Origin of the sequence: Gemmobacter caeruleus (genome assembly GCF_008271655.1) — a bacterium.
Taxonomy (GTDB): domain Bacteria; phylum Pseudomonadota; class Alphaproteobacteria; order Rhodobacterales; family Rhodobacteraceae; genus Gemmobacter; species Gemmobacter caeruleus.
Map to the genome: position 1 here is coordinate 12,010 of NZ_VKKX01000006.1, position 23,262 is coordinate 35,271.

Here is a 23,262-nt window from a genome sequence, read left to right on the forward strand (position 1 = left end):
TTTCACCGCAAGCTTGCTGGCGCCTGTTTTGAAAGATTCGGGATCAGTAGTCCGTCTCCACATACACCCCCGAGCAATCGTAAGCGACCGCCGCCGCCGTCGCGCCGTTGCTCAGGAACAGCCGCGGCGACAGGAATTGCGTCGCGGCGGGCAGGTCCGCGGTGACCTCTTGCTCGAAGACTGCACCGGACACCTCATCAACCACGCGCACCCAGACGGATGACCCGTTCGGCGGCGCGGCGATGAACAGGGTCAGCACCCCGCCCGTGGCGATGGCGAAGCTCGCGCCCATGTCGGTCAGCGTCGGCGCGCCGGTGCCGTCGTTCGTGACGAGCTGCCAGCGGGTGTGGGTTCCGCGCTGGAAGCCGATGCCGATGCAGTTGATGGCTGCGGCGAGCGCCAGCGTCGTCGCCAGCGCGGCCGTGGACCCGTAAAGCCCGAAGAAGCCCATCCCGGTTGCCTGCAGCGTCGTCAGCGAAATCCGCGTCACGAAGGTCCAGCCGCCGAGCCCCGCTGCGTTCCCGCGCCAGCAGGCCCAGCCTGCGGATCGCTGGTCGGCCACCGAGTCTACGACCGCTGCCGAGGTCAGACGCCAGCGGCGCATCGAGGCGGCCAGGTTCGTGGCGGCCAGCGTGGGGTGCGACACGGTGCCGACCGAGGTGACGGGCAGGCCTTCGCTGGTGATCGTCGTGCCGGTCGAAGGCGCCCAGTTGGCGATCCGGTTCACACCGAAATGCGGCTGCAGCGGAAAGTCCCGACCCGAGGGGCGCATGACGTCGATCCACGGCGCCCCGGCCCGGTTGCGGGCATAGACCGAGGCCTTGCCAGCGGGCGGCGGGGATGGCGCAGCGGCCAGTCCAGGCAGGACCGTCGGCTGCGGCAGTTCCACCTGGCCGCTGGTACGGTCGATCCGGACCGCATCCAAGAAGGCCGAGCCATCCGGGCTGACCTTGAAGCTGAAATCGTCGTTGCCAAGAAGCCCGATCAACGCCCGCGCCGAAAACCCGGTCTTGAAGGCGAAGGCGGCGTCGTTCGCCGGGGCCGCCTTGTTGACCGTCGCCTCGATGCCCGCGCCTGCGTTGTTCAGGAGAACGGCCGGTGTGTTCACCGAAACCCGGTTGTAGCTGTCGGCCGTGGCCCCGCCGAGGCCCAGGATCTGCGCGGTCAGGTTCGCCTGGGGCATGCCGACCTGCGTGACGGCATTGGCGAAGGTTACCGTCGGCGTGTTGATGACGGTCGTGCCGCCCGCCCCAGCCGTGGTCGAGCCGATGTTGACAACCGTGGTCGATCCGGCGGCACCACCCGTTCCGAGGTTCACGGTCTTGGTCACGCCCGTGGTCGTGGCGCCGGTGCCCATGCCGTAAGTGGCGGTCGTCGTCGCCGTGCCGATGGTGGCGCTGGCCGCCGAGACGGTGACGGTTCCGGATGCCGTCAGCGTGCCGGAGAAGGTCTTGTTGCCGCTAAAGGTCTGCGTTCCTGCGAGAATCGCCAGTTCGCTGGATGTGTTGGGCAGCGAGAAGCTGCGGGTCGTCCCGGCGCTGATCCCCGCCAGCGAGAAGGTTGCCTTCTTCGTCGGATCGGTGTCGTTCACCAGGCTGAACACGGCGTCCGACACGTCGCGCGGCTCGCCCACCACCTCCCAGGCGCTGCCGGTCCAGACGAGGAACAGCCCCTCGGCCGCGACCCAAGTGAGCCAGCCGGTGCGCGGCACCAGCCGGACCCACGCACCGTCCACCCAGAAAGCAATGTTCAGATCCCATCCAGCCCAGAGGCCGGTCGCGCCCGAGGCCACGAGGTGCCGGTTGCCGTCGGCCGGGCTGGCCGGGGGCGCGGTGCAGGTACGATCGAGGACCGAGAGCTGCACCATGGCATCGAGCAAACGAAGCGCCTCGTTGTGGGTGACATGTTTCTGCGCCTGCGCCGCCAGGAGGTAGGGCAGGCCCAGATGGGTCGTGGTGTCGGACATGGGGGCTCCCGTGTGTTGGGATCAGAATTGCAGCGTGACCGCTGCGGGCGTGCCGCGGCCGAGGCGGTTCGAAAGCTGGAAGATGCAGAGCGCCAGCGTCTGGCCGGGCCCGAGCGGCGCGCCCCAATCGGCGCTCTGCTGGGCGGCCGTATAGAGGACGGCGGTCGTGGTGCCGGTCAGCGTGCGCTTGACGGCAGCCCCGTCGAGGATCTGCACATCGTAGCTTTCCAGGTCCTCGGCCAGCGGCACCTCGACCTGCTCCCAGGCATCGGCCACCATCGCGCGGGATCGCCGCGTCCAGCGGATGGTCAGATCGCCCGGGCTGCGGGCCGTCCGCCATGGCTGTTCGACATGGACCGGCGCGAAGGGCACGAGGCCGCGCCCGGTCGGGTTGAAGCTCAGCGCGGCATAGCTCGCGTCGCTGACAGAACGCGCGGCCGGGCCGACCCGCCAGTTCCACGGCAGGCCGAGGTCAGCTTCGGCGATGGGGAGCGCGGCCAAGGTCGCGTCCAGCACCACGACCCGCGCCCCGGCCGGGGCGGGATTGCCCATGGCCTGCTCCGTTCCGCGCTGGCCGCGCAGCAGGCGGGTCAGGCGGTACCGGCCGGGGGCGATCAGTTCGGCCGCGCCCGCCTGCACGATCTCCCACTGGCCAGCGGCACTCTCGACCGCCAGCGCATTCGCCCCGCCAAACAGCGCGACGTCCGTCACGCTTGCCAGGGTTCCGGACAGAAGATCGACCACCAGCGCGTTGCCCAGATCGAAGCGGGAGGTCGGCCCCGGAAAGAAGTCGAAGGCCAGCGTCCCGATCCGCGCCCGACTGCCGAAGGTGGTCAGGAGGTTGAAGCCATCGGTCGAGGCGCTGCGGAAGACGGCGATCTCGCCGGGCCAGGGGCTGGCATGGGCCGCGATCAGGGGGCGATGGGAGGGCTGGTCTTCTCTGATCTGCGGAATGTCCAGCATCATCACTTCCGGCGTGCCAAAGACGACGGGGCTGGCAAGTGAGGCAGGGCGGGGATCGCCGGGCGGCAGATCGTAGGCGGCACGGTCCTGGCGGACCGCCTCGATCCCACGCGCTTCGGCGTCGGCCATCGAAACGAGACGGAATTCCACCTCCCGGCCGTCATGCGCGAGCCGGATGACATCGGCAGGGTCCAGCGCCAACCGCGAGGGCGGCAGGCGGAAGGTGGCGCTTTCCCGGCCGATCCAGGCTTCCATCAGCGCGCGGCGGCACCGGCGTTCCGCCTCCTCGGGCGGGATCGCCATCGGGAAGGACTCCGACGCGATGCGCGTGGTGTCGACCGTGATGCGGCGGGCTTCGACGAGGGCCGCATCATAATCCTCGTCCGCCCGGGCGACCTGCCACTTCAGCGCCTGCGGCAGTTCGGTCTCCTGTCCGCGAGTCAGTTCGAATGCCTCGCCCTCGCGGGTGGCGACGAGATCGTCGATGGCCAGCGTGGCGACCGAGGCGCGGCCGCGTATGATGAAGCGGATCACGCCTTCGGTCTCGATGGCATCGAACCCGAAGTGGCGGGCCAAAGTGGAAATCGATGCGCGGGGGCTTTCCAGCGCGCCGATCACATACCCTTCGACCGCGCCCCATAGGCCGCTTACGTCGATCAACGCCTCATCGAGCCCAGCGCGCAGGCAGAGGTGGCGCACGAGCGCGGCCAGCGACACCGCGCCCAGCCTGCCGGTCAGCCAGTGGCCAAGGCGCCAATTCGGGCCGTCCGTCCAGACCCCGGTAAGTTCCGGAAAGAACGGATAGGGCCGCGCGTCCCAAGTCCAGGCGGCGCATTCGGGGACATGGACCATCCGGCCGCCGTAGATGGCCGAAACCGGATTGTTGGCCGGGGTTTCCCACCAGAGATAGCTGGCTTCCAGATAGGCACGCTGGATCGCATCATCGCGCCAGCCGCGGGAGAACCAGGGCGTGAAGCTCTCCGACGACTTCGGATCGAAGAAGACGTTCGGCTGGTTTGTGCCCCGGTCGATGGCGGGGCAGCCCAGTTCCGTGAACCAGACGGGCTTTGATTGCGGCACCCATGCGGTCGGCGTGCCGCTCTCGACGCCGCCCGGGCGGTTGAAATGCGGGTTCGACCACCATGCGCGCAGATCCTTGTAGCGGAACACCCAAGGCTTGCCCGCAGCGCCGTCGGTGATCGGGGTGCGGATCTGTGCCGACCGGTCGGCGGCGCTGGCATAGAACCAGTCGAAGCCTTCGCCGCCCGCGATGTTGGCTTGGAGGTAGCCGCGATCATGGATGGCGGGCCAGCCTTGAAGGGCATCGGCATGGTCGAAGCCGTCGCGCCAGTCCGACAGCGGCATGTAGTTGTCGATGCCGATGAAATCGATGTTGGCGTCCGACCAGAGCGGGTCGAGGTGGAAGAACACATCCCCGGTCCCGTCCCCGGGTTGGTGGCCGAAATACTCGGACCAGTCGGAAGCATAGCCCACCTTGGTGCCCGCCCCGATGACGGTCTTCACGTCGGCCGCCAGTACCTTGAAGGCATTGACAGCCGGATAGGCGCTGGCGCTCGACCGGATCGTCGTCAGTCCCCGCATCTCGGTGCCGATCAGGAAGGCATCGACCCCGCCCGCCACGACACAGAGATGGGCGTAATGCAGGATCATCCGGCGCAGGCCCCAATCGCCAGCGGGGCCGGTCCAGTTCACGGTGTCGCCCGTAATGGCGAATTGCGCCGGGGTGGCAGCGCCGAAGAAGCTGGAGACCTGCGTGGCAGCGGCGGCGGTCTTGTCGGCCGTCCCGGCATAGCCTGCCGCCGGGGAACAGGTGATCCGGCCCCGCCACGGGAAACTCGGCTGGCCCAGAGTGGCTGCATTCGCACTGTAGGGGTTCGGCAGCGTGTTCGACGCCGGAACGTCCATCAGCAGGAAGGGATAGAACGTCACCCGCAGCCCCCGCGCCTTCATCTCGCGGATCGCCTGCACCACCGCGAAGTCGGCAGGCGTGCCGCCATAGACCGGACGGTCCTCGGCATCGCGGCTGACGAGATGGGCGGCAGCGCGGGAGACGCCGTTGACCGTCCAGACCTTCGGGCTGGTAACCTTGGCCGCCACCTCGACGCCGGGCTTGATGGTGCAGTTGCCCGCGCGCAGGTCATTGCCGAACCAGGCGACGACGAGGCTGGCGCTCTCCACGGCCGGGGCCATGGCCTGCAGCCGATCCAACGCCACGACGATGTCGGCCTCGTCGGGCAGCGCGTTCAGGTTCTCGGCCGAGGTCGTGCCGCCAGTGGTCTGGCCGAAGACAGTGGTCGTGGCGCCGACCGTCTTGCGCACGGCTTCGGTCGCATAGGTGAACTCGCCCGAGGCCGGGATCATGGTCACCGCTTTGACCAGCCCCTCGGCCGAATCCGGGTCGGCCAGCGGCCGGAAGACCTCGAAGCTGAGCTGCGGCAGGCGGTTGCCATAGGTGGAAAGCGGCAGTTCCTCGAAGATGACGTAGGCGGTGCCGCGATAGGCGGGCGTGTTGGCCGACCCCATCTTCGCCGAAATGAACGGATCGGCCCCCTGGGTCTCGTTCCCCGGATACCAGCGCCAAGTGATCCCCGTCATGTCGAGCGGCTTGCCGTCGGCCCAGATGCGGCCGATGCCGGTGATCGGCCCCTCGCAGAGCGCCACAGCGAAGCTGGCGTAGTAGAGGTATTCCGTCGTCTGGACCCGGCCGCCCCCACCGCCCTTGCCGCCACCCTGCGTCGTGGTCTTCGTCTCCTCGCGGAAATCGGTCGCCCAGATGATGTTGCCGCCGATGCGCATGCGCCCGTAGAGACGTGGGATGATCGCGCCCTCGGTCGCGGAGGTGATCCGCAGGCTGTCGAGCCGCTGGCCCTCGATCTTCTGCGCGGGCGCCAGCGAGGACACGATCCAGCTGTCGACCACCGAGCCGATGGTCGAGCCGATGAAGCCGCCGATGGCGGCCCCAGAAAAGCCGAGGATCGCACCGCCGAAGGCCCCGCCAATGGCGGAGCCGACAGCGCCGAGGACGAGCGTGGCCATTGCGGAAACTCAAGGTTCGAAGGGTTGGGGGGAGTCAGCGTGCCGGAAACAGGAAGGCGAAGGCGATCTTGCGCGCCCAAGTCGGTGTCAGCGGTTCCTCGATCACGCCCAGTCGCTCATAGGCGTGGAGGAAGGTGTCGGGGCCGGTGAGGATCCCGACATGCTTGGCGATGGCGCGCGGCACCATCCGGAACAGGATCAGCGCACCGGGTGGCGCATCGGCTGGAGCGATCTCGGGCATCATCGCCCGCGCGCCGTCCGCCAGCACCTCGCGCGGGCCGGTCTCGCCCCAATCCCGGCTGTAGGGCGGGATGGGGAATGGCTCCGGCCCGACTACCTCGCGCCAGACGCCGCGCGCGAGGCCGAGGCAGTCGCAGCCGACCCCGCGCAAGCTCGCCTGGTCGTGGTAGGGCGTGCCGAGCCATGACCGCGCGACAGCGATGACGATGGCAGGATCGGCGGTCTTCACAGCACCGCCCCCTCATGGCCACCGTCCTTGGTCGCATAGCGCAGCCCGTTCGGCGGGCAGACAGTCCCCCGGACTGTCTGCTTGCCCGCCTCACCCTGACCGGGAATGTGCGTCACAACACAGCTCCCACGTGGCCGCCGTCCTTGGTGGCGTAGCGCAGGACCGCGTCCTGGCCCGGGATGTGCGGGAAGCCTCGGAAGTTGGCGACATTGGCGAACTTCGTGCCGCAGGTGGCGAGGCGCTTGTCGCAGCCTGCGCGGACCACGAAGGCATCCGTCGCCGTGATCGGGCGCACTGGCGCTTCCAGCAGGGTCAGGATCGCCACCCCGTCGACGAGGTCATGGGACAGCACCTCGACCCGCCGCCCGGCATTCGCGCCGGTCGACCATTCGACCAGGCCCGAGGCGAACCACCCCGCCGCGAAGCTGGCGAGGCCGGAGGCCGTGAATGCCCGGTCCCGCAGCACGTCGATCACCGCGCCGCTGCCCTTGAAGGCCGGGGCCTCGAGGTTCACGCCGCAGCGCGGATCGCCCAGCGCGGCATCGCAACTCGCCTGGAACGTGCGCCCGACCGTCTGGCCAAGGACATGGGCCAGCGACCGCACTTCCGCCACGAAGGCCAGCCGCCCGCGCCGGATCTGGCCGATGGCGCCTTGGCGCAGGAGCACGCGTTGCGCCGGGCTGGCCCAGTTCACCCGCCAGACCTCGACCGCCGCATTGTCCCAGCGGCCGTCGAGGATGTCGGTCTCGGTGATCCGGTCCGACGACAGCACGCCTTGGGCATCCTGTGCATCGACCGAGAGGTCAGAGGCGGATCGCACCTCGGACGCCGTCAGACCACTTTCCGGTTCGAACTCGGTGCCGTCGAAGGTGAGGGTCCGGTCATGGTCGGTGAAGCCGAAGGTCACGCCATCGGCCCGGGTGATGCGCCAGCACCAGGCGAGCGTCGTCGTCCCCTCGTCGAGATGCGCCTGCAGCGCGGGCGGGAGCGATTTCATGGCCGGTCTCCCCGCGCCGCTGCCGCGCAGAGGGCGGCGACGAAAACCCCGATCGCTCCGCCCACGACGATGCCCGCGAGAAACTCAATCATCGCCGCGGAACCCGCGTTCGAGGCGGTCCCGCAGGCCGATCAGGCCGAGGCCGAGCGCGATCAGCGCGGCCGGGGAGGCATCACCCGAGCCAGACAGAAGCGTGATCAGCCGGGCGAGATCGGCGAGCGGACCGGCGGCGGGCAGCGCGAGGGAGGCGGCGCCGGTCGCGAAGGCGAGCAGCCCCGCCCACCAGGTGAGCGAGGTCGGACGGATGTAGCGCATGGGATCAGGCCCTCCGGATCAGGGTGGTGAAAAGGCCGACCAGCTGTGCGAGCCAGCCGGGCGGGGTGTCGGGCTGCAGCGGCGCTTTGGGCCCCGGAGCGGTTGGCGGCCGGATCAGGTCCAGCGCCTCGGCCTCAGTCAGGCGGTGAACGGGGCGCGAGAAGTCCACACGGCCCCCGCGGTCCACGGCCCAGACCGGGATCGTCCCGCCGGGATAGCGGCCGTGGCGAAAGAGGTCGCGCTCGGCCTCGCGGCGCGGGATGATCGCGGCCGGCCGCCGCCAGTTCAGAAACGCGTCGGCGGCTGCAACGCGATTGCCCGCGTTGAGGGCCTTCGTCAGCGTGGCCCTGGCGATGGCGCCGGTATTGTAGTGGAACGAGACGAGCGCATCGAACTCGTGCGGCTCGAGTGGCACCTTCACGGCGCGGCGCACCTCGGCCTCGTAGGCGGCGAGGTCGGTGCGAAAGACTCGGAACGACTCGCGGATCCCCGTATCGATATCGCCGGGCATCCCGCGGAGCATCTTCGCCGGATCGGGCGGACCGGCGGCGGCCGTGTGGCCGATGCCGAAGGTCCAGACGGTCTTCACGTCGAGATAGGGTCCGGGCACGATTCCCTCGTGCCGGACGAGGGCCAGAAGGCCCCGGTCTGTCATGTGCATGGGATTACCTGAGGAGCGAGAGGACGAGGATCAGGGCGGCGATGGCTATGCCGACCGCCAAGCGGTGGCGGAATGCCAGACCGGGATCGCCCGGGTCGCAGCGGAGGGCGCGCGCGAGGCGGAGAAGGTCATTCATCGTCGGCCCCTCCTTTCGCGCCGCCGAGCCGGGCGAGGACGAGTTCGATGAAGGCCGGGCCGAAGACGCCCACGAGATAGGCGGCCGAGCCTGCCGCGCCGCCCGCGGGGATCGCCTGCGGCGGCAAGGCGAGCCAGGCGGTGACGAGCGCCATCGACAGGCTGCCCATCCCGGCCGCGATCAGCCCGCCGAGCAGGATGTGGCGCAGCGCATCGCGGAGGCGCATCCGCGTCGTCAACGCATTGGTCGCCCCTCCCAGCGCGCCCCAGGCGGCGAGGATCACCGCCGTCGATGCCGCGAGCTCGCGCAACACCGCCGCCAGAAATCCGGTTTCGTCGTTCATGTGCGGATCTCCAGCAGCGGGATCGAGGTGATCGACCCGAGGCGTTCGAGGTCGAGGGTGACGTCGAGGGCGTCGGTGTCGAAGCGGACGGGCACGTCGAATTCAAAGCCTGCGGTGATGGCGACGCCCAAGGCCGGGGCGGTGGTGAAGGTGACGAGGCCGGTCGCGGTGGTGACCGACCAGCCGGAGGCCTGCGGCGTGCCGTTCAGGGCGATGGTCACTGTTCCGGCGACGGGCTTTGTGATGGCGCGCGTCCAGGACTGCGCGCCGGAGGTGTAGCGTTTGACGAGCTGGAACTGCGTAGCCGACCCGTTGCCGGTGCCGATGGGCTGATCCAGCGGCGAGGGCATGCGCGACGGCAGGCAGGACTTGAAGTCGGCCCAGTCCTTGAAGCGGAAGCCATGCAAGCGGCCGTTCCTCGCCTCGAAGAAGGCCACGACCGCTGCCAGATCGTCGGCGCGGCGGATGCCGTAGGCCACGTCGTAGCGGCGGCGCGAGTTGGCCCAGCTGGCGTTGCGTTCCTCGGCTCCGCTCGCCAGTTCGACGATCTGCGTGCGCCGTTCGGGGCCACCGCGCGCGCCACGGCTGATGTTGTCCGGAAAGCGGACCTCGTGAAATGCCATACTTGGTCCTCACATCCCCCTTCGGCCCAGCGAGACAGCGCGGGCGATGTCACTCGCGACCTGCGTGCGGGATTGCCGAAAGCTCTCGGCGTCACGGGCGTTGATCGTGACGTTTACGGTCGAGGCGCCCGCCTGGCCGTAGCCTGCGGCTTCGCGCCGGGAGAGGACGCGCTCGCCACGTTGCAGGATCGCGGGCACCTCGTCGGGGCGCAGCCCGGCCCAACCGCCGTTGTGCATGCGCGGGGCACCCACAAAGGCCAGCGCCGGGACCATCCGGCCGGGGCCTGGGGCGCCGACCGTGCCGCCCGCATGCAGGATGTTCGCGAAAATCCCACCCGCGCCGCCGAGGGCGCCGGAAAGGGCGTTGGCGATGGGGCCGAGGATGAAGCGGCGGGCCGCCAGCTTCGCCAGATCGGCGATCATTGATGTGACGAGATCGCGGAAATCGAGCTTGCCCGTCTTCACGAAGTCGCCGATGGCGTTCTCGGCGCTCTGGAAAGCCCCGACCAGCGCGCTGCCGATATCCCCACCGATGTCGCGTGCCTTGGCGGCATAGTCGGCGAGGGCCGCCGTGACGGCCTGCCAGCCGGTGAGGGCCTGCTCGGCTCCGGCGGCCGTGTCGGCCCCTGCCTGCCGCCCGGCCGCACCGGCGCGACTTGCCGCCCCGCCGGTCTCGTCCATCTCTTCGCCCAGCGCCCCGGCTGCGGCAGCTGCGTCTGCCAGCGCAGTCTCGGCATCGGCCCCCGTGCCGGTCACGGCATCCTTCAGCGCCTGCCAGCTGGCCAGCGGCCGACCGGCGGCATCGGCGAGCATGCCGGCCGCTTCGCGATAGCCATCGGCCCGGGCGCGGGCATCCTCGGCCATGACGCCAAGCCCGAGGTCGGGCGGTTCGAGGTAGGTGCGTGCCAGCGCGGCGGAGAAGGCATCCGCGGCGGCAGCCCCTGCGGCCGTTGCCGCGCCCTCGAACGGGTTGCCGATCCGCCCCAGTTCCACCGGATCGAGGATGCCGATCCGCACCCCACCTTCGCCGGTGGCCCATTCGGGCAGCAGCGCGAGGGCCGCGTTCAGGGTCTCGATGAAGCTGTTGATGCGCGTGACGACGCCGTTGAGCATCGCCTCGACGCCGGAGATCAGCCCGTTCGCCGCCTGGAAGGCGAAATCGCCGATCGCTCCGGGCAGGCTGCCCCAGATCGCGACGGCGGCGTCATACGCCCCCTGGAAGATCGCCGCCGTCCGGTCGCCGAAGCTGACGACGCCCGCGATGGTGCCCTCCAGCGCCGTGAGACTGGCCGCTTTCAGCCCCTGCCATCCGGCCGCCATCTTCGCGAGGGCCGCATCCAGCGACAGACCGATGCGCGACCATACTTCTTTAGCCAGATCGCCCAGCAGCCGGAACGCCTCGCCCACGCCACCGACACGGGCCACCAGCTGCCAGAACTGATATACCAGTTCGCCAGCGCCGACGATCAGCGCGCCGATGCCGGTCCGGATCAGGGCACCGCGCAGGAACACCAATGCCGTGGCAAGGCCCCTTACCGACAGGGCCGCAGCCGCCATCCCAGCCACCCAGCGCCCCGCCATGACCGCTGCGAAGGTCGCGGCATAGGTGGCCAGCCGCCCGAGGTTGTCGAAGAGCGCCGTGATCGCCTGCCCGATCGGGCCGGTCGCGCGCGCCAAGTCGGCGAGTTTTGTGGCGACAGTCTCCAGCGCCGGGGCGACGGCCACGGTCAGGCGGTTCACGAGGCCGGTCCAGATCAGGCTCAGCCGCGCGATGGCATCACCCGTGCGTTCGATCTGCGCCGCATCCGCCGCGCTGACCGCCACCCCGAAGTCCTGCACGTCGCGGGCGGCGTCGCGCAGCGTGGCACTGTCGATCCGCAGGAAGGCCAGCGCCGCCCGGTCGCCGAAAAGGTCGGAGGCCACTGCCGCCCGCTCGGCCTCGGGCACGAAACCGTTCAGCGCGTCCTGGATCGCGACGATGCGCTGGTCGAGCGGCAGGGCCTGCAGTTCCGCCGCCGTCAGGTTCAGCCGCCGCAGCGCGCCGACCGCCGCGCCCGATCCGCTGGCGGCCTCCGACAGCCGGGTGGTCAGCTTCTTCGTCGCCTGCTCGATCTCGCCCATCGAGACGCCCGCCAGCTCGCCGGCCCAGGTCAGGGTCTGGATGCTCTCGACGGTCGTCCGCATCGACTGCGCGAGTTTGGCCTGCGCGTCGATGTTCGCGAGCCCCGAGCGGATCATCGCCACCCCGGCCGCCGCAGCAGCCGCAGCGACAGCCGCCAGAGCGATCCCGGCCCGGCGCGCGAAGCTGGCGAGGCGCGTGTTGGCCAGTTCCATCTCGGAAGACAGGCGACCGAACCCGCGCGAGCCGGCCTCACCGATGCCTTCCAGTTCGGCGCGCACCTGGCGGCCGCCCACGGCGGCAAGCCTGACGGAGACGCGTCTCTCGGCCATGGGATCGGGACTCCGGGTGGAATGGGGTCAGTCGCGGTTGGCCGCGATCTGCTCGTTGACGCGGCGGACCATCACCGCCTCGAGGGCGGGCAGCAGTTCGGCGATGGCGGGCGGGGGGATTCCGAGGGCCGCGCCCAGCGCCAGCGCCGCGCCCATGTCCCAGCCGATCACCGCGCCCGGGATGACGCGCATCTGCCCGCCAAGGCGCTGCGCCAGGTCCCAGACCTGCGCGCCTTCGAGCGTCAGCGGCCGGTTCAGCCGTGCGGGGCAGTCGGGACAGGGCCCTGCGCAGGCCGCGCAGTAGCCTTCGCCCCCGCCGAAGGACCAGTCGGCAAGGGCGATGAGGCGTTTTTTTCCGCGTCCAGCAGGAGAGCCTTGGCGACGTAAGAAGTCTGGAACGCCTCGAAGGCGGGCCAGATGTCGAGGAGCGCGTCGATGGCCTCGAGGCTTGGCTCGATGGGATTGCCATTGGCATCGCCGATCCCTTCCCACTCGATGATCGCGCGCCGCGCCAGTGCTTTGGCCATGGCGAGCGCGGCTTCCTCGGTCGCGGCCCCCTCAGGCAGATCGGCAATCGCCGGATCGCCCCGCGCGGCCACCATCAGCGCGGTGGTCAGCGGGCGGAGCCGGACACGCACGCCGGGGATGAGGTCGCACCACTGCGGCGCGTTGGTGAGGTCGAGGGTCAGCATGGCGTGCCTTCTCAATAGGTTGCGACGGTGTTGACGAGGACGGCGGTGCACATCCGGGCGGGGCTGGTGGCCTTCGCGGCCTGCCAGTCGAAGGTGGCCTGGATCCCCTGCGGGCCTGGGATCTCGATCCGGGGACGCGGCAGGTAGACTGCGTGCGCCGTGAAGGTGAAGCTGGCTTCGGCACCGAGGCTCCAGGCGAAGACCAGTTCGCAGGGCGTGCCGTCGATGGCCTGCGTGATCAGCGCGGTGTCGGCAAAGCGCACCTCCACCCGACCGGTCAGCGCGGCCATGCCGGGATCGGCCCCCTCGATGCGTCCGTCCGAGCGGATGGTCTCGATCCGGTCGAGGCCGTTGGAGTAGGTCACTTCGGCCGAGATGACGTTGCCAAGCGGCGTGCCGTTCCGGGTGATCGCGCCGTTGAAATGCCCGAACCGCTGCAACGCCAGCGCGGTCGGCGTGCCTGCGGCCGTGGTCGCGGCGACGTTCTCGCCCTGCGCGACAAGCCGGGCAGTCGCGGTCAGCAAACCGGACCGCGCCATCTGCCAGGACAGCTGGTCACAGACACAGCCGGTGTACATCGCATAGCGCGGCACCTCGGGCATGGCCGTCTCGATGGCAATCGACGGCAGCGTCCAGTTGCCGGACTGGAAGGTGTGGGTCTTGGGCGTGGTGCCGGTCGTCGTGGGCTGACCGAAGGCCGCCTTCAGCCAGAGCCCGAAGTTCTCGACATCGATCGGCACCACCACATCGCCATCGGCGGTGACCGCGTCCTTGATCGGGGCCAGCGGGTCGCGCCCCTGGCCCAGAAGTTCCGAGGCGATCAGCGGCTGTTCGGAGCCGAGCGTGGTGCTGGCGAAGGGCACCGTCCGGTAGCCCGTGGCGGGCGCGGTGCCATAGACGGTCTCGAACGCAAGCGCCATCTGCGCCCGCGCCCCATGGGCTCGTGCCATCGTTGTCTCCTGTGGTGAGTGGGATCAGGCCAGCGGATCGGCCGTGGAATAGTGCAAGATAACCGGGATCACCGCCGCCTTCAGGCTGGCGGCACCCTCGACCGGCAGATCGACCGGGCGCGGGGCTTCCGCCTCGACCCAGTCGCAGAGCCCGCCCAGCGTGCGGTCGGCGGCAAGCGCCGCGCCGATGCTGGCGCAGAGAGTATCGAAAGCGGCGTCACGCGCGGCCCCCTGCACGACCGTCTCGATCTCGGCGCGGTGCTGGTAGTGGTAGCGCAGCGGCGACAGCGTCACCTCGGGATCCCCCGGCTCGCCGTCGCGCAGGATCAGGAGGCCAGTGGCAGGGACTCGTTCGGGCAGCGCGTCACCGCGCAGGGCGGTGGCGGGCAACGCCGAAAGCCGCGCGTGCAGCGCGGCGAGGATGGTTTCGCGGGGGGTGGGCATTGCTCGAGCCAATTGCGATAGTTGATCGGAAGGTGCACGAAACTTCGTCCGATTTTCGGGCACGTGCGGCCGTGGCCGTTTCATGATTTGCCGTGGAGGCGCAGAGAGTATTGGACACAGAAGTATTCTGGCTTGCCGGCGTCTTTCTCGTAATTGCTGTGATCTACGCGGCCGTCGGACAGGCAGGAGCGTCCGGCTATATCGCGATCATGGCACTATTCGGCTTCGCGCCGCTGGCCATGAAAACGACCGCGCTCGCCCTGAATCTCATGGTGGCCGCAATCGGCACGGCCTGGTTCATGAAGTCCGGCCGATTGTCATGGCGCAACATCTATCCATTTGCCGTTCTGGGCTTCCCGTTCTCGATGCTTGGTGGGTCGATCCAGTTGGCGGAAGGGGTGTATTACCCTATCGTCGGTGCAATCCTGGTGCTTTCCGCGTTGCAGATGGCACGATCAGCGATGAAAAGACCCGCAGGAAACGTCGCACCTCCCAAGACGCCGCCATTCTTGGCTGCTCTGGCGACAGGGGCGCTGATAGGCTTCGTATCGGGAACGACAGGGACCGGTGGCGGTGTTTTTCTCGCGCCAGTGATTCTTGCGATGAGATGGGGCACGGCGCGTCAGACGGCCGCAACAACAGCGGTCTACAATCTGATGAATTCTGCGGCCGCCCTGATCGGTGCCTACGCCTATTGGGATCAGATCCCCGCATCGCTGCCCTTGTGGCTTGCGGCAGTCGCGGTTGGGGGCACAGTTGGCGCGTTCGTCGGAAGCCGATACCTCTCGGACCGCTGGCTGCGAGGCATCCTGGCCGCGCTGCTGCTGGCATCGGGGGTCAAGTTGCTATTGTAGTCCTGCGCCCCTGAGCGGGTTTTACTTCGTCGCAAAACTTTCCCTCCACCCAGTTCGCCACGATCAGCCCCGGTACGGCATCGTGGGCCCGCTCCGCATCCCGCGCCAGGTCCAGCCGCTTCGGCAGCTTGACCTGCGGCACCAGCAGGAAGATCGGCGCGGTCACGAGGCCACGGCCGGTCTTCGACCATGATGCAACAGCGCGGCCCTTGGTGTTCAGCCGCCCCTCGGCCACCAGCAAACTCGGGCCCCGGCGGCGATAGATGAACCGTAGGCGCAGGCCAGTGCGGCGTTCCCATTCGCCGGGGGTGATCCGGCCGCCGCGCAGGGACTTGCCTGCAGCGGGTGTGGGGATCGCCAGCCAGAAGCCGCTTTTCGAGCGGATCAGCGGGCCCGTGTCGTGGGCGCCGACGATGACCGGGGCGTTGGACCAGACCACGGTCGCCGCGTTCAGGCTGGGTTTGGCCTTGGGGAACTGTTCCGACCGGATGGTGCGGGCAAGCCGGGCCCCGAGCCCCGCGCTGGTGATCTGCAGCCGCCACGCCGCCTTCAGCCCGGTCCCGGCCTCGCGGATTGCAGCCGACACGGCCCGCTCGCCCGCTGTCACCTCCGCCGCCATCATCGCGACGATGTCGGGATCGATGTCGAGCTTCAGTTTCACGCTGGCCTCAGATCGACGGTCCAGACCAGGCGCTCGCGGTCGCGGACGGGTTCGCCCTGGATGAGGAAGGCCTCGCCGTCGATCTCGATGCGATCGCCGGGGCGCGGGGCTTGCACTTCGGCCACGCGCAGGTCGATGCGCGTGGTTTCGGACCAGAGCCGCGCATCGCCGAAGTCGGTGACGGCATCGGCGCGCCGGGCGATTATGCGCACGAGGACCGGCGCGCCGCCATCGGAGATGTAGACGGCGGCGCGACCGATGTTCGGATCGGCGAAGAGCGCGCCGACGGCGGCGGCGAAGGCGCTCATCAGAAGGCCCCGTTCAGCCGCACCCGGCCGATGGTGTCGCCTGCGCCGCCCGCCACCGCGACCACGGCCACGCCAATCAGGGTGTTCGAGGTGGTGGTCTTGGTCGCTTCCTTTGCAGTGTTGTCCCAATAGACCTTGTCGCCTGCGGCCCAGGCTTGCGATGCAACCTTCTTCAGGTCGTAGACGCCGGTGAGCGCGGCCTCGACCGCCTCGCCGACGGCGGCGGTGCCCGCGGCGACGCCGAAGATGGAGCCGATAAGCAGGCCGTCGCCCGAGGTGACGGCATAGGGCGCGGTCAGGGTGATGGTGTTGCCGGGCTGGACGTAGTTTTTCATCGGGGTGTCCCTTTTGTGACAGTTGCGCGTGGTGCGAATTTTTCCTACCTTTGCGGCAGGAGGATCGGACATGGCCGGAAAGATCAGCATTTCCATCACCGACGAGCATGCCGCGCTCTTGCAGGAGGCCGTGGGCAGCGGCGCCTATGCCTCGTCGAGCGAGGTGGTCCGCGAGGCGCTGCGCGAGTGGCGCGCAAGGCGGGTTGTCGGAGCGCTCTGGGACGAAGGGCTCGCCAGCGGACGCGCCGAGCCTGGCACGACCATGGCGGACATCAAGCGCGAGGCGCGCAGCCGCCGCAGCCTGTCCTGACCCTTCATGGCCCGGGTGTTCTTCACGCGGGCGGCCCGCGACGACCTGATCGACATCTGGACGCATATCGCCGGGGACGATCCGGCGGCCGCAGACCGCGTGCTCGACAGGCTCGATGAGGTCGCCAGCCATCTGGCGGACAATCCGCAGATGGGTCCGGCCCGGGACGATATCCGCCCCGGGCTGCGCTATCTGGTGAGCGGCTCCTATCTGCTCTTGTACCGCATCGTCGGCGACGACATCGAGATCGTCCGCGCCGTGCACGGGCGGCGCGACCTCTACGGCCTCATCTGACCTTACGCGCCCGGGTTCTTGTAGAGGCCGCGCCAGTCGATGGCCTTGGCGCCGAAGTCGAGGCGGCACTTGATCTCGACGCCGTCGACGTCGAAGCCGTTACGGGTCTCGATGTAGGCGCCCTGCTGGCCCTCGAGATAGGCGTATTCGATGGTGTCGATCTGGTTGGGGCTCGCGGCCAGATACCAGGAGGTGGCGCTGGCCGCGTCGAGGCGCGGCTCGCTGATGGGCGAGAGGGTGCGGATCGACTGCGGCACCACCTTGGCGCTGTCGGCGGGCACGAGGTTCTGGGCCACCAGCTGCTCGGCCTTCAGTTCGAGGGCCGCGGGGACGATCAGGAAGGCGGGCCGGATGTTCAGCACCGTCTTCTTGTCGAGGCCGGTCTGTAGTGCCATCGCCGCCCGCGCCGCGCCGACGCTGGCGACATCGAGCGCCGCGCCGGTGCCTGCGAGATTCTTGTGCGTGGTGTGGAACAGCGCGTTGCCGTCGGCCATCGCCGGGTTCGCGGTGATGATGCCCCAGACGACGTCCGACTCCAGCTGGGCGATGGAGTTGCCGTACATCGCCGGGATCCGGGTGAAGGCGTCGAGATCGTCGTTGATCAGCACCTGACGGGTGATGGCGACGACCCGGCCATAGGTCTTGACCTTGTAGCTCTCCTTGCTCTCGCCCAGCGTGCCGCGCTTGAACTCACCGCTTTCGCCCACTTCGAGGAGTTGCGGTGCCTCGCCCAACTGGACCCGGTGCATCGACTTGAAGTCCGTGGCGAGCACCTGGCGGCAGAAGAGCGCGAAGGTGCGGGGATAGGCGTCATAGGCCTGCCGGAGGGTCTTGTTGGTCACGGCCGACAGGATCTCGGGGAAGTCCGAGGTCGAGTGCAGGGCCCGCGTCGCCACCTCGTCGCGCGAGAGGCCTCGCGTGTTGACCCCGGCATTGCCGAGGCTTTCGCGGGCCAGTTCCAGCAGTGTCATGCCGCGATACTGGCGCGCGGCATCCTCCAGCGGGAAGAGCGTCGGACTGTAGCGATGCAGCAGCGCGTTCGCCACCGCGTCGCGGCGGGTGATGCGCTCGTCCCGGCCGCCGAGCGGGACGGAGACATGCGGGAAGGTCCGGGTCTCGTCCGATTTCGCGGCGACCTGGTCGAGGATGAGGCGGCGGGATTCGTCCACGCTGACGCCGCGCTTGACCAGATCCTCGGCGAAGCTGCGCTCGAGGTTCAGGCGGCCGGTCAGATCGTAGATCGTGGATACACGATCACGCTCCGCTTCGCGGGCGCGGGTCGCGATGGCCTCGCTGTCGGGCGAAGGTGCCGGTTCCGGCATACGTGCGGTCGGCGGTTCGGGGTTCGCCGGAGCCGCGACGGGCGGCTGGCGGGTCTCGGTCAAGGCGGGGACATCCCCGGCCACATTGGTCGTGCTCTCAGGCATGGATGCCTCCTTTTGCATGCGGTTGTCGACGATCTCGACGGGATAGCTGGCCTGATCGGCCGCGCGGACCTGCGCGCGGGGATCGGCGGGAACGGTCACGAAGCTGACCTCGAGCGGGGTCCAGCGTTCGACGATGCGCTGCTCGACCTCGCCCCTCGCGGCGGGCTCGACCACCTTCACCCGCTCGATGGAATAGCCGACCGAGACGTTGCGGATGATGCCGTCGCTGATCAGCCCGAACATGCGGTCGGCGGCCTGGTCGAGCCCTTCGCGGGGAAAGCGGATGGTGGCCTTGCCTTCCTTGCCCTCGATCCAGGCGCGTTCGACCACGCCCACCTGCGAATGCGAGGACCAGACCGAATGGCTGTCGAGCGCCGGGGCCCCGGCGTTGAGGCGGGTCAGGTCCACCGCCCTGTCGCTGACCTCGAGGATTTCGTCGAAGGGCACGGAGGTGTCCCAGCCGATCCAGCGCCGCCGCCGGACGGCCGCGCCGGTGGTGAATACCACATCAACCGAACGCGCCTCGGAATTCACGGTCGCGGGCAGGATGGGCGCGCGCCGCAGCTGCATTGGCAGGGCGACCGGGGCCGCCATCATCGTGTCGGGCATGGCCCTATTCCTTCTCGGTTTCAGATGAGGGGGCGGCCGGTTCCGTGGCCGGATCGCCCGCCTGCGCGCTGCCGGTCTTGGTGACGCGGCGCGGATCGCTGTCGAGCACGAGGCCGAGACCATCGAGCTTGGCGTTGGTCGCAGCGATCTCGGCCAGCACGGCGTCCGGGTTGTGGCCCTGCCGGGCGATGGCCTGCGCCAGCGTCATCGTGCCGGTCCGGATCGCCAGCAGATCGGCCATCGCATCCTTGTAGGGATCGACGGCATCGAACTTCGGCGGCGACCATTCCACCGGGACATCCGGCGTCGGGATCTGCCCCGCCGCCCATGCGGCCTCGGTGAACCAGCGCCAGACCGGCGCGCAGAGCATCGGGATGAAGAGCTGCCACTGCACGGCGTCGATCATCCGGCGGAACTCGACGAGCCCGGCCCGGATCGAGGAGTAGTTGACCTGGCTGAGATCGCCGGTCAGCAACTCGTAGGGCACCCGGAACCCCGCCGAGATCGTGTGCAGGCTGGCCCTCTTGTATTCGCCATAGCCGCCGGTGGCAGCGGGCTGGTTGAACCGGATGTCCTTGCCGCCGCGCGCATAGGCGATCAGCCCCGGTTCGAACTGCTCGACCCTGTTGCCATCGGCATCGACCACGGCGGGCGCGATGCCCTGCTGCGCCTCGTCGTCGCCGAAGACGATGGCCGTGACGCAGGCCTCGGTCTTCTTGCGCACCAGTTCGGCCACCTCGTAGTCGTCGAGGTCGCGCAAGCTGCGGATTACCGGTGCGCCCCAGGGAACGCCGCGCGCCTGCGTGCGCTGCTTCTCGTAGACATGGGCGATTTCGGTCGCGGGGACCGGTCGCGATCCGAGCCCGCCCTGCAGCGCACCCCAGGCATCGCCGGGATGCGCGGCGTGCAGCCAGTAGGCCCGGCGTTTGCCCATCGGATCGAACTCGATGCCCTGAACGATGCGGGCGGAACTGGCGTCGCTCCGCTTGGCCCCATCAAGTAAATCGGCCTCAAGCACCTGCAATTGCAGCGGCACCGACAAACCATCCGACGACCGCCGCAGCCTGCGCCGCACCAGCACCTCGCCCGCCTCGACCATTTCGCGGCAGATCAATGTCTGCAGCCCGTAGAAATCCAGCTGGCCGTCAGCGTCGCAATCCGCCGTCCAGCGGGTAAACAGGGCGTCTACCTTGCGATCCAACTTGTCGTCGCCACTCGCGGCACGGGGCATGATGCCGCTGCCCACGATGTTGTTCACCAGCACCGCCACGGCCTTGGCCGCATGCGGGTTGTTGCGCACCAGATCGCGCATCCGGTCGCGCAGCAGTGCCCCGGCCACGCCGATCTCGGTGTCTGCCGAGGATCCCGGGGCGCGCCATCCGTCCGTGCGCCGCCCCTTGGACGCCCCGTCATAGCCGCGTGTCAGGGTCTCGAAGGCCTGCCGCGCCAGCACGCGCCGGGCGGCGGCGCGCGGGGCGACTGAGGCAATGGCATGATCCATCCAGTTCGCGGGCATCAGCGATCCCCACGGGAGAAGCCTGCCAACCCGGCCACAGGCAGCGGCCGTGTGGCCCCCGCGATGTCACGTTCGATGGTCCGAATCCGGCCGAGCAGATCTTCGGCCGATCCGTAATCGACCGACTTGCCATCATAGCTGACGCGGGTCGTGCCGCTGGCATAGGCCCGGCGCAGGGCGGCAAGTTCGGTTTCCGTCCAGTCTGCCATCTCAGAACCATCCTCCGCGCCGGCCAAGCCAGTCCGACTGCCGTTTTCCCTGGGGTGCGGTTTGCGGTCGATTGACCCGCCCCGCGCCATCCATTTCCGTTGGCGCGGCCCCGAGTTGATCCTCGAGATCGCGCCATTTCTCGTCGGTCCAGCGATCCGCGCCCGCGATCCAGGCGGCGGCGCGGGCATAGACCCGGCAGTCCAGCGCCTCGTTGCGTTCGCGCAGCTTCTGCCATTCCAGCCGGGCGAAGCCGCGTTTGGTCCGCACCGTCACCAGTTGCTCAGCCACAAACTGCTTCAGCCATTCATTCTCGACCCAATGCGGCAGATGCACCGATCCCGGCGGGAACGCCGCCCCCTCAGCCATGTCTTCCTCGGTCAGGCGCTCCAGCCGCAGGAAGCGATAGGTCTCGGCCTTGAAGGTCGACACCGCCACAGTCCAGAGACGCGCCCCGCGCCGCAGACGTTTGCCGCCCTCGGTCGCATCGACAAATGTCGGCCCCGATACCGGGCTCGAACGGTTGAACCCCTCGACGCCCTTGACCGGCGAGACCTGCGCGAAGCCCTGCGCCCGCGACCAGGAATAGACCGCCGGGGCCTCGTAGCCGGTGTCGATGGCGAGCCGAGCGATGCGCAGCTGCGCGCCGCGTTCGTGCGGCCAGCTTCTGTCTAGCAGCGCGGTCAGTTCCGACCATGCGTCGTGCCGATCCGGCCCGCCCTCGATCACGACGTGATCGACCAGCCAGCTTTCCAGCCCACGCCCCCAGGCCCAGACGTCGACCTCGATCCGGTCCTTCTGCACATCGGCCCCGGCGGTCAGGAACAGCCCGCCCGCGGGCACGGTGCCGGGTGACCAGCGCTCGCGCCGGTCGTAGAGCCGCTGCCAGTCGGGCGCTTCCCCGGTCTCGACCCAGGTCTCGCCAAGGATCGTGTTGCGGAACGCCTTGATCGCCTCGTCCGACCCTTGGGCCGCGTCCCATGCCCGCACGATCCGCTCCCAGCTCAGCCAACCGATCGGCGAATAGAGCGCCGAGAGGTGATACCCGACCGTGGTCGGATCGGCGGCCGTGGCGGTCGCGCGCCATTCGCCGCCCTCAAGCATCGCCGTCTTGTGGTGTTCCGCGATGGGCGTGTCGCAGCCCTCGCAATGATACTCCGCCGTCTCCGGGCGGCCCTTCTGCCAGCGCAGCCGGTCGAACTTCAGCCACTGCATCACCCCGCAATGCGGGCACGGCACGAAGAACCGCCGCTGGTCGGACGCCTCGAACTCGCGCTCGATCCGGCTCAGCCCCCGGATCGTTGGCGTCGAGACCAGCAGCACCTTGCGCCGGTGGGCGAAGGTCAGCGACCGGGCTTCGGCCAGCGTGACCGGATCGCCTTCCTCGTCGGCCGACGCCGGATAGGCGTCGACCTCGTCGAGGAAGATGTACCGCGCCGGAGTGGACCGGAGCCCCACCGCCGAGTTCGCGCCCGTCATGATCAGGATGCCGCCCGCGAATTCCTTCGACAGCATCGTGTTGCCCGCATCACGGGATCGCGCCGGTTTGACCCGCTCCCGCAGTTCCGGGCTCTCGTCGATCAGCGGGTCGATCCGCTGGCGCGAGTTGCGCTTGGCCAGTTCCACCGTCGGCTGGACCGCCAGCATCGGCCCCGGCGCCTGGTGGATGGCGAAGCCGATCCAGTTGTTGCCGGCCTCGGTCGCCCCGACCTGCGCGGCTTTCATGAACACGATCCGCTGCGTGGGATCGCCCGGCGACAGCCGGTCCATGATCTCGCGCATGTAGGGCGTGCGCACCGTGCGGTATCGCCCGGGTTCGGCCGATGCGCGGCCCGACAGCATCCGATGCCGGTCCGCCCATTCCGAGACGGTCAGGTCCGGGTCGGGTCGCAGCCCGTTGTCCCAGGCGCGCAGGATCTCGCCCGCGCCGTCGAAGTCCGTCAGGCCGCCGGAATCATCGTTGTCATCACCGGAAGTCGGGCCGGACCTCGGCGAGTTCGTCGAGGTTGGCGCGTACATGTTTCTCCAGCACCTTCTGCATCGCGGCTGGCTCCACGGTGATCTGCTGGCCCGTCGCGTCGCGGCACGAGGCCGAGAGCTCGGCCGCCATCAGCGCCGACGCGCGCGCGGGCCACGTCACCCATGCGTCCCGTTCCTCCCGCGCCAGCCGGAAAACCAGCGCCAGCGCGCGGGCCCGCTCGATCAACTCCCCCTTCAGCTTCTGCAGACGGATGCGCCGCTCCTGCGCCTTCAGCACCTCGTTCGCGGTCTTCGCCTGCAGGAAGGTCGTGCCGCCACCGACCGCCGGGACTGCCAGACCCTGTTCGCGGAGCGTGTCTCCGACCGCTGCCACCGCCGCCTCGGGGACGGGCTTCATCTTGGGCGCGGGCGGCTTTCTCGTCTTCGATGGGTCCGTCGTCTCGGCACGTCTGGCGTCGCTGGCCGCCGCGTTGATGCTGCCGTCGGGATAGAGGACCAGGCGCTCGGCGGTCTTCGCTTTCTGGATCGCGCCCCGCGACAGCCCGACATGCGCGGCGTACTGGCGCTCGCTCATGCCCTGCATCGATAGCTCCGATTATCATTCAGAATCATGTGCTTATCGAGTTGATAAGCGGCGCGGACAGAGCGAACTTCCCTTCAACGAAGCGATGCAACTCACCAAGGAGCCACCCCG

At 69.1% G+C, this 23,262-nt stretch carries 26 protein-coding genes; 3 read left to right on the top strand and 23 right to left on the bottom strand.

All coding sequences use genetic code 11. The annotated features are described in order from the left end of the window. Positions 1-43: 43 nt before the first annotated feature. The 15 genes from FOA17_RS01615 to FOA17_RS01675 all read right to left on the bottom strand — a co-directional run bounded on the left by FOA17_RS01615 (position 44) and on the right by FOA17_RS01675 (position 14,067). On the bottom strand, positions 44-1,966 hold the full coding sequence (locus tag FOA17_RS01615) for a DUF2793 domain-containing protein (protein ID WP_149139756.1): 1,923 nt from the start codon (positions 1,964-1,966) through the stop codon (positions 44-46). Positions 1,967-1,987: 21 nt separating this feature from the next. After that, the gene (locus tag FOA17_RS01620) at positions 1,988-5,986 is read right to left on the bottom strand and encodes a baseplate multidomain protein megatron (RefSeq protein ID WP_149139757.1); all 3,999 of its coding nucleotides are present in this window, start codon (positions 5,984-5,986) and stop codon (positions 1,988-1,990) included. Positions 5,987-6,020: 34 nt separating this feature from the next. Beyond that, positions 6,021-6,455 carry an NlpC/P60 family protein gene (locus FOA17_RS01625; RefSeq protein ID WP_149139758.1) on the bottom strand — a complete coding sequence of 145 codons (435 nt, stop codon included), beginning with the start codon at positions 6,453-6,455 and terminating at the stop codon, positions 6,021-6,023. A gap of 112 nt (positions 6,456-6,567) precedes the next feature. Further along, positions 6,568-7,452 carry a DUF2163 domain-containing protein gene (locus FOA17_RS01630; protein WP_149139759.1) on the bottom strand — a complete coding sequence of 295 codons (885 nt, stop codon included), beginning with the start codon at positions 7,450-7,452 and terminating at the stop codon, positions 6,568-6,570. Next, positions 7,449-7,544, bottom strand: a complete 96-nt coding sequence (locus tag FOA17_RS20390; RefSeq protein WP_149139760.1) for a DUF3789 domain-containing protein — start codon at positions 7,542-7,544, stop codon at positions 7,449-7,451. Before FOA17_RS20390 ends, FOA17_RS01630 begins: the two co-directional genes overlap by 4 nt. Next, positions 7,537-7,767, bottom strand: coding sequence for a hypothetical protein (locus tag FOA17_RS01640; protein ID WP_149139761.1), 231 nt, complete (start codon positions 7,765-7,767; stop codon positions 7,537-7,539). Before FOA17_RS01640 ends, FOA17_RS20390 begins: the two co-directional genes overlap by 8 nt. Positions 7,768-7,771: 4 nt before the next feature. Next, positions 7,772-8,428 carry a lysozyme gene (locus tag FOA17_RS01645; RefSeq protein WP_149139762.1) on the bottom strand — a complete coding sequence of 219 codons (657 nt, stop codon included), beginning with the start codon at positions 8,426-8,428 and terminating at the stop codon, positions 7,772-7,774. A gap of 4 nt (positions 8,429-8,432) precedes the next feature. After that, the gene (locus FOA17_RS20270) at positions 8,433-8,564 is read right to left on the bottom strand and encodes a hypothetical protein (protein ID WP_275259720.1); all 132 of its coding nucleotides are present in this window, start codon (positions 8,562-8,564) and stop codon (positions 8,433-8,435) included. Continuing rightward, entirely contained in the window at positions 8,557-8,907 is a 351-nt protein-coding gene (locus FOA17_RS01650) for a hypothetical protein (RefSeq protein WP_149139763.1), read from the bottom strand. Before FOA17_RS01650 ends, FOA17_RS20270 begins: the two co-directional genes overlap by 8 nt. Then, on the bottom strand, positions 8,904-9,530 hold the full coding sequence (locus tag FOA17_RS01655; RefSeq protein ID WP_149139764.1) for a DUF2460 domain-containing protein: 627 nt from the start codon (positions 9,528-9,530) through the stop codon (positions 8,904-8,906). The genes FOA17_RS01650 and FOA17_RS01655 overlap by 4 nt, the downstream gene beginning before the upstream one ends. A 9-nt stretch (positions 9,531-9,539) precedes the next feature. Next, complete coding sequence (locus FOA17_RS01660; protein ID WP_149139765.1) at positions 9,540-11,981, bottom strand: phage tail tape measure C-terminal domain-containing protein; 2,442 nt, start codon at positions 11,979-11,981, stop codon at positions 9,540-9,542. 27 nt (positions 11,982-12,008) lie between these two features. After that, entirely contained in the window at positions 12,009-12,173 is a 165-nt protein-coding gene (locus FOA17_RS19835) for a DUF7697 family protein (RefSeq protein WP_203232249.1), read from the bottom strand. Between the two features lie 62 nt (positions 12,174-12,235). Continuing rightward, positions 12,236-12,673, bottom strand: a complete 438-nt coding sequence (locus FOA17_RS01665) for a hypothetical protein (protein ID WP_149139766.1) — start codon at positions 12,671-12,673, stop codon at positions 12,236-12,238. An 11-nt stretch (positions 12,674-12,684) separates the two neighbouring features. Continuing rightward, positions 12,685-13,623, bottom strand: a complete 939-nt coding sequence (locus FOA17_RS01670; protein ID WP_149139767.1) for a phage tail tube protein — start codon at positions 13,621-13,623, stop codon at positions 12,685-12,687. Between the two features lie 24 nt (positions 13,624-13,647). Then, positions 13,648-14,067, bottom strand: a complete 420-nt coding sequence (locus FOA17_RS01675; protein ID WP_149139768.1) for an acyl-CoA transferase — start codon at positions 14,065-14,067, stop codon at positions 13,648-13,650. A gap of 110 nt (positions 14,068-14,177) precedes the next feature. Between FOA17_RS01675 and FOA17_RS01680 the strand changes: the two genes are divergently transcribed. After that, the gene (locus tag FOA17_RS01680) at positions 14,178-14,921 is read left to right on the top strand and encodes a sulfite exporter TauE/SafE family protein (protein WP_149139769.1); all 744 of its coding nucleotides are present in this window, start codon (positions 14,178-14,180) and stop codon (positions 14,919-14,921) included. Here the strand turns inward: FOA17_RS01680 and FOA17_RS01685 are convergent. Genes FOA17_RS01685 through FOA17_RS01695 form a run of 3 tightly spaced genes read right to left on the bottom strand, consistent with a single transcriptional unit; the run spans position 14,905 to position 16,225 of the window. Beyond that, positions 14,905-15,582: a DUF6441 family protein gene (locus FOA17_RS01685; protein ID WP_149139770.1), complete on the bottom strand. Its 678-nt coding sequence runs from the start codon at positions 15,580-15,582 to the stop codon at positions 14,905-14,907. The genes FOA17_RS01680 and FOA17_RS01685 overlap by 17 nt on opposite strands. Further along, entirely contained in the window at positions 15,579-15,890 is a 312-nt protein-coding gene (locus tag FOA17_RS01690) for a head-tail joining protein (protein ID WP_149139771.1), read from the bottom strand. Before FOA17_RS01690 ends, FOA17_RS01685 begins: the two co-directional genes overlap by 4 nt. Next, a complete protein-coding gene (locus FOA17_RS01695) occupies positions 15,890-16,225 on the bottom strand; it encodes a DUF2190 family protein (RefSeq protein WP_149139794.1) in 336 nt (111 codons plus the stop codon). The genes FOA17_RS01690 and FOA17_RS01695 overlap by 1 nt, the downstream gene beginning before the upstream one ends. 70 nt (positions 16,226-16,295) lie before the next feature. On the opposite strand from FOA17_RS01695, the gene FOA17_RS01700 reads away from it, so the two are divergent. Together FOA17_RS01700 and FOA17_RS01705 are read left to right on the top strand one after the other, a co-directional pair. After that, positions 16,296-16,535, top strand: coding sequence for a ribbon-helix-helix domain-containing protein (locus tag FOA17_RS01700; protein WP_149139772.1), 240 nt, complete (start codon positions 16,296-16,298; stop codon positions 16,533-16,535). 6 nt (positions 16,536-16,541) lie between these two features. Next, on the top strand, positions 16,542-16,829 hold the full coding sequence (locus tag FOA17_RS01705) for a type II toxin-antitoxin system RelE/ParE family toxin (RefSeq protein WP_149139773.1): 288 nt from the start codon (positions 16,542-16,544) through the stop codon (positions 16,827-16,829). Positions 16,830-16,831: 2 nt separating this feature from the next. Here the strand turns inward: FOA17_RS01705 and FOA17_RS01710 are convergent, their stop codons facing one another. From FOA17_RS01710 to FOA17_RS01730, 5 genes are read right to left on the bottom strand one after another with little or no spacing between them, the layout of a single operon-like run. Further along, positions 16,832-18,865, bottom strand: coding sequence for a prohead protease/major capsid protein fusion protein (locus FOA17_RS01710; RefSeq protein ID WP_238991692.1), 2,034 nt, complete (start codon positions 18,863-18,865; stop codon positions 16,832-16,834). Between the two features lie 4 nt (positions 18,866-18,869). After that, positions 18,870-20,381 (bottom strand): phage portal protein, encoded by a 1,512-nt coding sequence (locus tag FOA17_RS01715; RefSeq protein WP_149139774.1) that lies wholly within the window; start codon positions 20,379-20,381, stop codon positions 18,870-18,872. Further along, positions 20,381-20,590, bottom strand: a complete 210-nt coding sequence (locus FOA17_RS01720; protein ID WP_149139775.1) for a phage head-tail joining protein — start codon at positions 20,588-20,590, stop codon at positions 20,381-20,383. The genes FOA17_RS01715 and FOA17_RS01720 overlap by 1 nt, the downstream gene beginning before the upstream one ends. Before the next feature lies 1 nt (position 20,591). After that, positions 20,592-22,607 (bottom strand): phage terminase large subunit family protein, encoded by a 2,016-nt coding sequence (locus FOA17_RS01725; protein ID WP_203232250.1) that lies wholly within the window; start codon positions 22,605-22,607, stop codon positions 20,592-20,594. Continuing rightward, a complete protein-coding gene (locus tag FOA17_RS01730) occupies positions 22,555-23,151 on the bottom strand; it encodes a hypothetical protein (RefSeq protein WP_149139776.1) in 597 nt (198 codons plus the stop codon). Before FOA17_RS01730 ends, FOA17_RS01725 begins: the two co-directional genes overlap by 53 nt. Between the last annotated feature and the right edge of the window lie 111 nt (positions 23,152-23,262).